Below are 11,844 nucleotides of genomic sequence, written 5' to 3' on the forward strand. Positions count from 1 at the left end.
ACCGGGCAGGAGGTGATCAGCGCGATGAACCGGCGACACCGCGTTCACCCGCGGATCCTGCCCTGGCTCCTGATCGCCGCGCTGCTCGTCAGCGGCTGCAGCGCCGGAGGGCCCGACCCCTCCGCGGCTGCGCCCACGGACCGGACCGAAAACCCGGGACAGACGGCTGATCCCCAGATGCCGGAGGATCCGGCCGGGCCTGACAACGCTGCGGACGACCCGGCCGGGGCCGGCGGCGCGGAGGACCCGCCCGTGGCCGGCGCCGTCCCGGCGGACCTGGACGGGGACGGCGCGCCGGAGTGGATCCGGGGCCTCACCGATACGTGGACCACCGACCCCGTGGAGATCTACGACGCGCAGGGTGAATAGCTCCTCACCTGGGAGACCTTCGGATGGGAGCGGAAGGTCTCGCTGCACAGCCTGCCTGGCCAGCCCCGCGCCGTGCTGCTGGAGTGGCGCCGGTTTGAGGACGGCCAGACAGCCGTAGGCATCCAGGCCTTCGTCCGGCGGTCGGGCACCTTCGCCCACGACCGGCTCTACGGCTGGGGGCTGAAGCACGCGGAGACCACCCCGGCGCACCGCGCGTCCTTTACCGAGGACGGGGCCCTCCTGGTGGAGTGGGACATGGGCGACCCGGCGCGCCACACCCGGATCCGCCGGTACGCGCTGAACCTGGAGCAAGGCAGCGTGGCCATCGTGGAGGAGCGGTTTGTGCCGGAGGGCAGCGACCTGGTGTACCCTGAGGCTCCGGAGGCGGTGCTGCACGCCGCGCAGATCGCGGCGGCGTACCGGCTGGAGGATGAGCTGCCCCGGTACTTCGCCTCGACCGATGTGGCCGGAGCCTTCCTGGAAGCCATCCCCCCGTGGCCCTACGAGGTGACGGGCGTTGAGTTGGCCAGCGTCACCGCATTCGACGAGTACTGCGTGCCGACGATCGAACCGGCGCAGCCCGACGCCGACGGCAAGGCGCCGTTCGTGGTGTGGTTGGCCGGTCAGATCAACCTGATCGTGAAAGTGGGCACCGTGTGGTTTGAAACCGACGACGCCGGACGAACCATCATCCGGGACTTCCGGCTGGACGAAGGGTGTGCGTGATGCGACATGTTGAACCATGGGATGGGGTTCTCCCTGGAAAGGCTGCGCCTGCGGCCCGCCGCGTTCTGGGCTGCCGGAGCCGCGAGCGCCGGCCTGTTCGTCGACTGGCTGCTGCGGGTCGAATCCTTTTCCCCGCTGGATGAGAACAGCGGGAAGGCCCTGCTCGGGCTGACGTTCCTGGCGGCCGGCCTCTTCGGTTGGGCCGTGCTCATCGCCATCGGCGAGTGGGCGCTGCGGCAGCGGATCCGCTCGCCCTGGGCCCCGCTGGCCTGGGGTGCTCTGCTCACCCTCCTCACGATCGGCTGGTTCCCGCCGGGTGCGATGCTTGGCTCCCTCTATGTGGGGACGCTGCTCGCGGACCGGCTGGGGGCGACGCGAAGGGTGCCGTGGCCGGTGGTCTGGCCGTTCTGGCTGGCGGGTTCTCTGGGCATCACGTTCGCCATTCTGCGCTTCTTCGTTTGATCCGCACCGGCCGGCAGCGCCTGAGAGGGCAAAAAGAGGAGCACGCTCAGGCGCGCTCCTCTACGCCAGCGGTACGCTGTTTTGCCGAGTACCTTTCCGGTGAGGCCAGACCCTGGATACGCAATCCCCGGCTCAACGGCACTCTGACCGAACAAGCCTGCAATTCCAAGTCATTTGTAGTCAATTCGGTACACGGAGGGCGGCTCCCTGCCGGAGCCTGGCTGTGCCGGCCAGGGCAGGGCGGTCAACCCAGCCGTGCACGCGGCCCCCTCCATCCTCATCCCTTCCGCGCCTCGCCGTCGCTCCGGCGGCGCCGGCGGACGACCACCGTACCCAGCGCCAGGAGCAGCACCGCGCCGACGGCAACCTCGACAGCGGGTGCCCAGCCGCGCCGGGCCCCGGCATCGGTGGGCTCCGCGGCCCCGGGCGCAGGGGTCTCCCCGGCCGGCGGCGAAGGCCGGTCGGCCGGATCGGCCGCAGGCGGCTGCGCCGCGCCGCTTCCGGCCGTGGCCGCGCGCCGGACCGCCTCCGCGGCCAGCCGGTCAGCCCGCTCAGGCGTCAGCGCCTCCCCGGCGTTGGCCTCAACCCAGGCACGGGCCGCGTCTTCCGAAGCGAACGTCCCGGGCATGACCTCGGTCAGGAAGGCGGCGATCGCGTCCTGGGTCTCGGGACGCCACGGGTAGCCCGCCAGCTCCTCCTCCGCCCACGGCCGCCACCGCTGCACGTACAGCCGGTCGGTCATGCCGTGGGCGACCGCCTCCCGCAGGAAGAGGGCGAGGTGGTCCTCGCTGCGCACCCGCCAGACCCAGTCGGCCGACTCCCACACCAGCGGCAGCGACGTCTCCCGCAAGAGGAGCAGGTACTGCACCCGGACCTCGTCGTCGTCGGGATGCTCTGCCAGGAACGACTCGGCCGCGGCCAGTACATCCGGCAGCAGCCGGTCAGCGGCCTCGCCGGGCAGGCTGCCGTCCCGCAGGGAGGAGTTCATGCCCATGTTCCCGGCCTCGGCCAGGCTGCGGGTGGCTTCGATTACCGCGGTCAGCGCCGCAGGGTCGGCGATGCCTGCCTGCAGCATCTCCCGGATCTCCACCCCCATGTCGCGCCAGTAGGGGTTCTCCAGCACCACATGGATATCGAAGTCCGGCTCCACGTCCTCCCACACCCAGCGAAGGGCGCCGTCCTCCAGCACCCAGCCGGGGGTCGTGATGCGGAAGGGGTTCTCCTCCGACCGGATGTCCTCCGCCCGGATCGGCCGGTCCATGGCCAGTACCGCCTCCGCCCGGCCGATCGTCCCGGCCCAGTGGGCGCCGGTGCGCAGGACGTAGGCGACCCAGAGCGGCGCGCCGTAGCCCTTGCCGTACGGCAGCACATTCATGGTGTAGCTGACCACCATCTCCAGCGGCTGGCCCGCCCGGAAGGTGACCGGGAAGACCGCCCATTTCACGGGACCGGCATCGGCGTCCTGGTGCACAGCGGACTCGCGGACCTCCGTGGCCACCTCCCGCCCGTCGATCTCCACCCGCAGGTTCTCGATGTGGGCGCCGAAGATCGCCTGTTCGGGGTCGAAGATGAACAGCGGGAAACCCACCATCATCGCCTCGTCCGCCTCGGGCTCGAAGCGGAACCAGATGCGGTACTCGCCCACCGCGCTGGTGCTGAGACGGGCATCGTGCCGTGTGTCGCGGCGCAGGAAAATCTCGATGCGCTCTTCCGCCAGCCGGACGGTGGTGGAGTCCAGCGGCTGGACGTGGGGCCCGACGGGGGCCAGGGGTGCGCTGTCACCCAGGCAGGTTGCGGAGAGGCCAAGGACGAGGAGCAGCGCGATCCAGAACCGGCGCAATTGCCGTCACCTCCTGTTGGGCTCGTGCCAGATGGACGCAGGGAAGCTGGCGGACCCTCCATACCTTCAGGCGCCGGGCCGCCGCCTCACGCGGAGGACGCCGCCGCCCGCCGCCAGGAGCAGGCCGAGACCGATGATCCAGCCCCCGGATTCCCAGGGGCCGGACTCGGGCACCCCCGCTGAAGGAGCCTCACCTGCGCCGGACTCCGGCGTCCGGGGTCCCTCTGTATCCCCCGAGTCCTGGACCCGGGTGAGCGCCTGGTCGACCAATTCGTCGACCTGCCCGGCGGTCAGCACCTCCCCGGCGCTGGTCGCCACCCACTCCCGAGCCTCCGCTTCCGAGCGAAACGAGGCGGGCATCGCAACGGCCAGGAACGAGCCGATCGCATCCTGTGCCTCCCCGGACCACGGGCGACCGGCCAGGCCGGGGAGCAGCCACGGGCGCCAGCCCGACACAAAGACATCTCCCGGGCGCGCCTGCAGGAGCGATGTGCCCGCCCTGAGCAGGGCCGGCATCAGGTCGGCCGCGGCGTCGGCCGGCGCGACCCCGCCGCGCAGGGGCGGACCTGCCGAATTCACGAGATCCATGGTTTTCCACCAGGCCTGGATGATCGTCTCCCGATCGCCGTCTGCGGCCTCCAGCAGCGCCCTGATCTCCTGTGCGGCGTCGAGCCAGTACACGTTCTCCAATACCACGTGCAGGTCGAAGTCCGGCTCCACGTCCTCCCAGACCCAGCGGAGGGCCCCGTCCTCCAGGGCCCAGCCGGGTGTGGTGGCAATCCCCCGGTGTTCCTCCACCCGGATGTCTTCACGCCGGATCGGCCTGTCCAGGGTGAGCACCGCCTCGGCCCGCCCGATCGGTCCGGCCCAGTAGGCGCCGGTGCGCAGCACGTAGGAGATCCAGAAGGGGGCCAGGCCGCTGCTGTCGCCCCAATAGGGGTCAACGGCAATGGTGTAGCTGACCACCATCTCCAGCGGCCGGCCGGCCCGGAACGTCACCGGAAAGACCGCCCAGTTCTGCGCACCGCCCTCGCGGTCCTGCTTCTCGTGTGCGGACGGGCGGTACTCCACATCCACCTCCCGGCCGTCGATCTCCACCCGCAGGTCCTCCAGGCGGGCGCCGTGGACCCTCCCTTCCGGGTCGTAGAACCAGAGCGGGAATCCCACCAGCATCTGCTCATCCGCCTCGGGCTCGAAGCGGAACCAGATGCGGTACCCGCCCCGCCCCGACCTGCTGATACCGGCCCTGGTCTCCTCTGCGCGGCGCACCTGGATCTCGATGCGCTCCTCGGCCAGCCGGACGGTGGTGGAGTCCAGCGGCTGCACGTGCGTCCCGATGGCCGCCACAGGCGCGGTGTCACCCACACAAGTCGCGGCGAGGGTGACAAGGAGCACTGCTGTGATCAGAAGTCGGCGCAACGATCGGAACCTCCTCTTTCAGCTTGCCCGGGCCGGCGCGCCCGTCTGGCGTCTCCGTTTGGTACGTCCACCCATCTTAACGGTGAATCGTCAGAGAGGTTACGCGCAGCGTCGCCGGGTGTGCCCGCTGCCCACCCGACGACGCTGCACCGCACGTGCGCGCACGGTCTGCCCTGACGGTGCACTTGGTTTGGGCATGGCGAGTCTGGCGCAGAATAGAAAGGCCCGGTGTTTGCACACCGGGCCCGGCGGCGCCGTTGGAGGCTACTCTGGCGGGTGAGATCCTCACCCGCTAGAAGTTAGCGGAGAGGAGTTTCGTCAGGAGCGTCAGGAGGAGCACCAGCCAAAAAAGGTACTCTCGCAACTCGCTCATGCGAACACCTCCTCCCTTTCAACGAGGCGCCGCCATAAGCCATAACGTACAGACCAGCGCGCAGGTTCGCTGGTCTGTACTGGTTTCTCTACGACTCCGCCTGGTATACCACGCGCCCCTCGATGTAGGTCGCCAGCACCCGGGCCCGCGCCCGGAAGGGGTGGTCGCTCCACAGCACGAAGTCCGCGTCCTTTCCCGGCTCCAGGGACCCCACCCGGTCGGCGACGCCAAGCATCTCGGCCGGGTTCAGGGTCATCGCCCGCAGGGCGCCGGCCTCGCTCATGCCCTCCCGGACCGCCAGCGCCCCCTGGATGCGGTGGTGCGCGATGGGCACGAAGGGGTGGTCGGTCATCAGCGAGACGTGGACCCCGGCCTTCTCCAGGATGCCCGGGTTGCGGAAGGTCAGGTTGGCGGTCTCCACCTTGGACCGGCCGCCGAGCATCGGCCCCAGCGTGACCGGGTAGCCTGCCTCGGCCAGGGCATCCACCACCATCCAGCCCTCGGTGCAGTGCTCGATGGAGAGGTCGACGTCGAATTCCCGGGCGATGCGGATGGCGGTCAGGATGTCATCCGCCCGGTGGGCGTGCAGCCGGAGCGGGATCTCCCGGTCCAGCACCCGGCGGGCCAGCTCCAGCCCCAGGTCCCGCCCCTTCTGCGGGTCGTACTCCCGCGCCCGGACCAGGTACTGGCGGATGACCGCCGCCACCCCCATGCGGCTGGCCGGCATCCGCTTGTGGTGCTGGCCGTGCAGCCGCTTGGGGTTCTCGCCCAGGGCGCCCTTCAGGCCCGACGGCTGGCGCAGCACCATCTCGTCGGCCGTGCGGCCCCGGGTCTTGATGACCACCATCTCGCCGCCGATGGGGTTGCCGGATCCGGGCAGGGTCTGCACCGTCGTCACCCCTGCAGCCCGGGCGTCGGCGAAGGAGATGTGGAACGGGTTGACGGCATCCAGCGCCCGGACCTGCGCGGTGGTGCTGCCGGTCCACTCGTTGCCGTCGTAGGCCGGGGGCCCGTCGCCCTCGCCCCAGAGGCCGACGTGGGTGTGGGGATCGACGAAGCCGGGCAGCAGGTGCAGCCCCCGGGCGTCGATGATCTCCGCGTCGGACGGGATCTCCACCCGCCCCACGGCCAGGATCTTGCCGTCCGCCACCAGGAGCGTCGCGCCCTCCATGGGCGGGCTGACGATGGGGTAGATCGTCGCGCCGGTAATCGCAAGCTTGGCCATCAGAACCGCACCTCCCCGTGCCGCCGCCCGTCCTGCGGACCCGCATTCCCACCGTGAACCTGGTCGTCCGCGTAGACTATCCGGCCCTCCACCATCGTCCAGGCCACACGGGTGGTGAGCTCCAGCGGGTCGCCGTCCCAGAGCACCAGGTCGGCGTCCTTGCCGGCGGCGATGCTCCCCACCCGGTCGGCCACGCCCAGAATCTCCGCCGGGGTCAGGGTGACCGCCCGCAGCGCCTCCTCAGTGGTGAAGCCCTCCCGCACCGCCAGGGCAGCGGCGATGTTCAGGTAGGGCTGATCCAGCTGCGGGTGGCCGGTGACGATTGCAGTCGGAACGCCGTGCCGGTGCAGGGTAAGCGGCAGGTGGAAGCCGACGTCCCGGGTCTCCTGCCGGCCCCGGCCCGCCAGCGAGGGCCCCGCCGCCACGGCTGCGCCGGCCTCGGCGATCAGGTCCGCGACCAGGTGGGCCTCGGTGGCTCCCAGCAGCACGACGCGGATGCCGAACTCCCGCCCGATCCGCAGGGCGGTGATGATGTCGTCCGCCCGGTGGGCCTGCACCAGCAGCGGCAGCTCGCCCCGCAGGACCGGCAGCAGCGCCTCGCAGCGCAGGTCCCGCTCCTTCTCGGGCTTGTACTGCTGGGCCTTCACCAGCGACTCCCGCAGGACCGCGGCGATGCCCATGCGGGTGGCGGGCATCCGCTTCTCACCGCCGTAGGTCGCCTTCGGCCGCTCGCCCAGGCTGGCGGCCACACCGGTGGGGTGGCGGAGGATCAGGTCGTCGGCCACGGCCGCCCGGCGCAGCTTGATGGCCAGGGCCTGGCCGGCGAGGACGTTGCTGCCACCCGGAACCACGTGTACCGTGGTGACGCCGCCGGTGCGGGCCTCGGCGATGCCCCGGTCGAAGGGGTAAATGCCGTCCAGCGCCCGCACGTGGGCGGTGTTGGGGTCAGTGGCCTCCTCGGCGTCGTTCCCCGCCCAGCCGAGCCCCTCGTTGATGAGCCCCAGGTGACTGAAAGCGTCCACCAGGCCGGGGGTCAGTGTGCGCCCGCCCGCATCGATGACCTCCGCTTCATCGGGAACGGCTACCTCGGCGCCGACCGCCGCAATCGTGCCGCCGTCGTCGACCAGCACGGTACCGGACTCGATCACGCCGTCGGATACGGTCATGATCCGCGCGTTGGTGATTGCAAGCACCATGGTCCTCCTCTCGCTGGAGTTCATGGTGGAGATAATTCTTCGCGGCGTTAATCATACCTGCCGCGTCGCGGCAGCTGCCGGGGGATGTGCCAGCCAGCCATCCGCTCTGTTCTGCTTCGCTGTGGGCGGCACGCGCTCTGGCTTCTCGGTCGCGGGTCCAGCTGGCTCTCCCTGGATGCCCTCTGACGAAGCAGCCAACACCGAAGGCGATCAGAAAAGACGCACCGGCGGATGATGTCCCGTACAGGAGGATCAAGTCCCGTCAAGTGGTGTAAATCGGGTTCCAGCATTGTAGTTGCTCTAGTCGGCACTCAGCGGCAAAAGTTCAGGACGGCCGAGGCTCGGGTCATGGGCATACAGTTTCGCCATGGACGCCTGGCTGAAGTATCTTCGTGGGGCGGTCATCCACTCTTCCTGTTGCTCGATCATGACGGCTCCGGCCAGGCGGATCAGAGCTTCTCTGTTGGGGAAGATGCCCACGATCTCCGTCCGCCGGCCGATCTCTCTGTTGAGCCGTTCCAGGGGGTTCGTGGAGTGCAGTCGCCGCCAGTGCTCAGTCGGGAAGGCCATGTAAGCCAGAATGTCCTCCTCGGCATCTTCCAGCAGTTGGGCCGCCCGGGGGAACTGTTTCCGCAGGTTCGCGACCACAACGGCTAGCTGAGACCTCGCTGCCTGCTGCTGGTCCGGCTGTGCGAAGATGGTCCTCACAGCAGCCGACACCATGGACTGCAGGTTCTTGGGCACATAGCCGAGCAGATTCCGCATGAAGTGAACCCGGCAGCGCTGCCAGCTGGCGCCACTGAACACGGTTCGGATCGCTTCACGCAGACCGACGTGGTTATCACTGATCACCAGAAGCACGCCCTTGAGGCCCCGAGCGACCAGCTGCCGCAAAAACGCGGTCCAGAAGGCCCCATCTTCGCTGGGACCCACGTCTAGCCCCAGAATCTCCCGTTCGCCATCCTCTCGTACACCCATGGCGATTACCAGGGCCATGCTGGAGACCCTGCCGTTCTCCCGAACCTTCTCGTACTTGGCATCCAGCCAAACGTAAGGGTAGCGCCCTTCCAACGGTCGGTTGCGAAAGGCCTCAACCACCTCGTCCAACTCGGCGCAAAGCCGGGAGACCTGGCTCTTGCTCACGCCGGTCATCCCCAGGGCCTGCACCAACTCATCTACCTTCCGGGTGCTGACCCCCTGAATGTAAGCCTCCTGAACCACAGCCACCAAGGCCTTCTCGGCCCGTCGGCGAGGTTCGAGCCAGCTTGGCATGTAGGACCCCTTCCGGAGTTTGGGGATCTGCAGATCGATCGTCCCGACCCGCGTATCCCACTGACGTTCCCGATAGCCGTTGCGGTAGTTGCTGCGCTCAAACGACCGTTCGTACCGCTCAGCGCCAATCTGCTGCGATACTTCCAGTTCCATGAGACCCTGAGCCAGCACCCGAACTCCTTCCCGAAGGAAATCCACGTCGTCCACACCGGACTTGCGCAGAAGCTCCTCCAATGCGATCCTAAAGTTGGTCACCTGCGGGTTCCCCCTTTGCGATGTATTGCTCCTACTTCGCATGGAACCCAAAGGTGGCCACTTATGTCAAGCAGCCCCTCCCACCGGAAGGTCCGGGGAATTTACACCACTACTTTGGACTCTAACGAACGGCCTGACGGTCGACAAACGGGAATAATCTATCAGGTACTTATCCGCCTCAGAAATCTCTGCCATCGAAACAGAAAACTTAGCAACTTGCGGCAGGTCTAACGTCGCAGGCACTCTGATGACGTGTTGCATTCTGCTCACCTCGTAGAGAAACAAGACATCGACTTCCTATATTCTTCTCTTTCGACGTATTATTGATTCGCTCCCCTATATGATCCGGCGCTTTCACGCCTAAGTCCTCCCGAACTTGCATGCGGTAACTAAGAATAGCCAAGACCCGTAAACGCAGGTAGTCCCGCGTCCACGGGTCTGACAGTCATTAATATCCCAAAGTTCACACTCGCACAGACTATCGAGTAGTACGAGTGCAAACCCCGACAACATCAACGCATAACAGAAAAGACGCACCGGAAGGAAATCCCCCTCCGGCGCGCCGCACCGCACTGGTTACGCGTACAGCGGGAACCGGGCCGTGAGCTCGTGCACCTCCGCCCGGATCCGGTCCAGCTCCGCCTCATCGTTCCGGTGGGCGATGGCCCGGTCGATGAGGTCGGCGATCTGGACCATCTCGGCCTCCTTCATCCCCCGGGTGGTCATGGCCGGGGTGCCGATGCGGATGCCGCTGGTCACCATCGGCTTCTCGGGATCGTTGGGGATCGCGTTCTTGTTGACCGTGATCGACACCCGGTCCAGCAGGTGCTCGGCGTCGCGGCCGGTGATGCCCTTGGGCCGCAGGTCCACCAGCATCAGGTGGTTGTCCGTGCCGCCGGTGACCAGCCGGTAGCCCCGCTCCACCAGCGCCTGCGCCAGGGCCTTGGCGTTCTTCACCACCTGCCCGCAGTACGCCTTGTAGTCCGGGTCGGAGAGCTGCTTAAAGGCCACCGCCTTGGCCGCAATAATGTGCATCAGGGGGCCGCCCTGCATCCCCGGGAAGACCGCCTTGTCGATCTCCTTGGCGAACTCCTTCTTGCAGAGGATCGCGCCGCCCCGGGGGCCGCGCAGGGTCTTGTGGGTCGTGGTGGTGACGACGTGGGCGTGCTCCACCGGGTTCGGGTAGTAGCCCGTGGCCGCGAGGCCGGCGAAGTGCGCCATGTCCACCATCAGGATGGCGCCGACCTCATCGGCGATCTCCCGGAACCGCCTGAAGTCCAGCACCCGCGGGTAGGCCGAGTAGCCGGCGACGATCAGCTTCGGCTTGTGCTGCCGGGCCAGCTCCGCCACGGCATCCATGTTGACCCGCTCGGTTTCCGGATCGAGGCCGTAGGGCACGAAGTTGTAGGTCTTGCCGCTGAAGTTCACCGGCGACCCGTGGGTCAGGTGGCCGCCCTGGGCCAGGTTCATGCCCAGCACCGTGTCGCCCGGCTTCAGGAAGGCGAAGTAGACCGCGGTGTTGGCGTTGGCCCCCGAATGGGGCTGCACGTTCACATGCTCTGCGCCGAAGGCCGCCTTCAGCCGCTCCCGGGCGATGTTCTCCACGATGTCGACGAACTCGCAGCCGCCGTAGTACCGCCGGCCCGGGTAGCCCTCGGCGTACTTGTTGGTGAGCACGCTGCCCGCCGCCTCGAGCACCGCCGTCGGCACGAAGTTCTCCGAGGCGATCAGCTCGATGTTCCGCTGCTGCCGCTCGACCTCCTTCTGAATCGCCGCGTAGACCTCCGGATCGTACCGCTTCAACGCTTCCATTCAGTGTGCCGCCCCCTGCGCTATTTTCTCATGTTCCAATTATCACATCCGTACTTGGTTCCGACAAGGACCCGCGCCTCTTTTTCCTCGGCCGCGGTCAGCCGCTCCGGCGTCAGCGTCAGCCCCAGCCCGCGGGCAAAGCCTCTGGTGAAGGCGTCCCGGGCCTCCTCCCAGGTCACCGGCCTCCCCAGCGCCTCGGCGAGGGTGATCGACTTGGACCGGAACCGGGCCATGAGCCGCTCCGCCGAAACGCCTTCCGGCAGCCGCATCAGCCGGAAGAGCAGCGGCACGTCGATATCCAGCAGGATCGACCCGTGCTGCAGGATCACCCCGTCGCGCCGGGTCTGCGCCGACCCGGCCACCTTCCGGCCCCCGATCTGCAGTTCGTAAGCCGAAGCCGTGTCGAAGCACGCGGTGTGAAAGCCGTCGGGATCCGCGCGGCGCGGATCCCGGTCGCCCCCGGAGAGCTCCGCCGGCGCGCCCAGCTCCGCCATCCCGGCCAGGAGCCCCTGCGAGATCTCCCGGTACGTCTCCACCACCCCGCCGGGCAGCAGCTCTTCCCGGATCACCACACTATATGTCAGCTCCATGTGGTGGAAGATCAGCCGCCCGCCGGTGGGCCGCCGCACATAGCCGTAGCCGCCGGCGCGGACCGCGTCCAGGTCGACCTCCTCCAGCATCGACTGGAAGTAGCCGATGGAGACCGCCGGGGGGTTCCAGCCGTAGAAGCGCAGGGTGGGCGGCACCTCGCCCCGCCCGTGGGCCGCCGCGATGGCCTCGTCGATCGCCATGTTCTCGGGTCCGGGCCGGTGCCCGGTGTCCAGCAGTCGCCATTTTGTCTCCTTCAGCGCCATATGTGACCCCACCGCCGTGACTTCAGAACTCCGCAGCGCCC

The 11,844-nt window shown here is 68.1% G+C and carries 10 protein-coding genes; 3 read left to right on the forward strand and 7 right to left on the reverse strand.

From position 1 onward, the window contains the following. The first annotated feature begins 24 nt into the window (after positions 1–24). The 3 genes from ACZ5UM_RS14650 to ACZ5UM_RS14660 all read left to right on the forward strand — a co-directional run bounded on the left by ACZ5UM_RS14650 (position 25) and on the right by ACZ5UM_RS14660 (position 1,557). Entirely contained in the window at positions 25–369 is a 345-nt protein-coding gene (locus ACZ5UM_RS14650; protein ID WP_464845038.1) for a hypothetical protein, read from the forward strand. Positions 370–441: 72 nt separating this feature from the next. Next, positions 442–1,095, forward strand: a complete 654-nt coding sequence (locus ACZ5UM_RS14655; protein ID WP_464845039.1) for a hypothetical protein — start codon at positions 442–444, stop codon at positions 1,093–1,095. Between the two features lie 6 nt (positions 1,096–1,101). Next, entirely contained in the window at positions 1,102–1,557 is a 456-nt protein-coding gene (locus tag ACZ5UM_RS14660) for a hypothetical protein (RefSeq protein WP_375221511.1), read from the forward strand. Between the two features lie 277 nt (positions 1,558–1,834). On the opposite strand, the gene ACZ5UM_RS14665 is transcribed toward ACZ5UM_RS14660, so the two are convergent. The 7 genes from ACZ5UM_RS14665 to ACZ5UM_RS14695 form a co-directional block, all read right to left on the reverse strand. Then, on the reverse strand, positions 1,835–3,397 hold the full coding sequence (locus ACZ5UM_RS14665) for a hypothetical protein (protein WP_464845040.1): 1,563 nt from the start codon (positions 3,395–3,397) through the stop codon (positions 1,835–1,837). Positions 3,398–3,463: 66 nt separating this feature from the next. Beyond that, complete coding sequence (locus ACZ5UM_RS14670; RefSeq protein ID WP_464845041.1) at positions 3,464–4,744, reverse strand: hypothetical protein; 1,281 nt, start codon at positions 4,742–4,744, stop codon at positions 3,464–3,466. A gap of 533 nt (positions 4,745–5,277) precedes the next feature. Continuing rightward, complete coding sequence (locus tag ACZ5UM_RS14675; RefSeq protein ID WP_464845042.1) at positions 5,278–6,414, reverse strand: amidohydrolase; 1,137 nt, start codon at positions 6,412–6,414, stop codon at positions 5,278–5,280. Next, entirely contained in the window at positions 6,414–7,607 is a 1,194-nt protein-coding gene (locus tag ACZ5UM_RS14680; protein ID WP_464845043.1) for an amidohydrolase, read from the reverse strand. Before ACZ5UM_RS14680 ends, ACZ5UM_RS14675 begins: the two co-directional genes overlap by 1 nt. 303 nt (positions 7,608–7,910) lie before the next feature. Beyond that, on the reverse strand, positions 7,911–9,137 hold the full coding sequence (locus tag ACZ5UM_RS14685; RefSeq protein WP_464845044.1) for an IS256 family transposase: 1,227 nt from the start codon (positions 9,135–9,137) through the stop codon (positions 7,911–7,913). Between the two features lie 576 nt (positions 9,138–9,713). Next, complete coding sequence (locus tag ACZ5UM_RS14690) at positions 9,714–10,949, reverse strand: serine hydroxymethyltransferase (protein WP_464845045.1); 1,236 nt, start codon at positions 10,947–10,949, stop codon at positions 9,714–9,716. A gap of 20 nt (positions 10,950–10,969) precedes the next feature. After that, on the reverse strand, positions 10,970–11,803 hold the full coding sequence (locus ACZ5UM_RS14695) for a lipoate--protein ligase family protein (RefSeq protein WP_464845046.1): 834 nt from the start codon (positions 11,801–11,803) through the stop codon (positions 10,970–10,972). Positions 11,804–11,844 lie beyond the last annotated feature (41 nt).

It is taken from the genome of Symbiobacterium ostreiconchae, from assembly GCF_055396975.1.

Bases quoted from the DNA above. Each gene is read 5' to 3' on its own strand.
- ACZ5UM_RS14650 (WP_464845038.1), top strand. From the start codon at position 25: ATGAACCGGCGACACCGCGTTCACCCGCGGATCCTGCCCTGGCTCCTG.
- ACZ5UM_RS14660 (WP_375221511.1), top strand. From the start codon at position 1,102: ATGTTGAACCATGGGATGGGGTTCTCCCTGGAAAGGCTGCGCCTGCGG.
- ACZ5UM_RS14675 (WP_464845042.1), bottom strand. From the start codon at position 6,414: ATGGCCAAGCTTGCGATTACCGGCGCGACGATCTACCCCATCGTCAGC.
- ACZ5UM_RS14690 (WP_464845045.1), bottom strand. From the start codon at position 10,949: ATGGAAGCGTTGAAGCGGTACGATCCGGAGGTCTACGCGGCGATTCAG.
- ACZ5UM_RS14695 (WP_464845046.1), bottom strand. From the start codon at position 11,803: ATGGCGCTGAAGGAGACAAAATGGCGACTGCTGGACACCGGGCACCGG.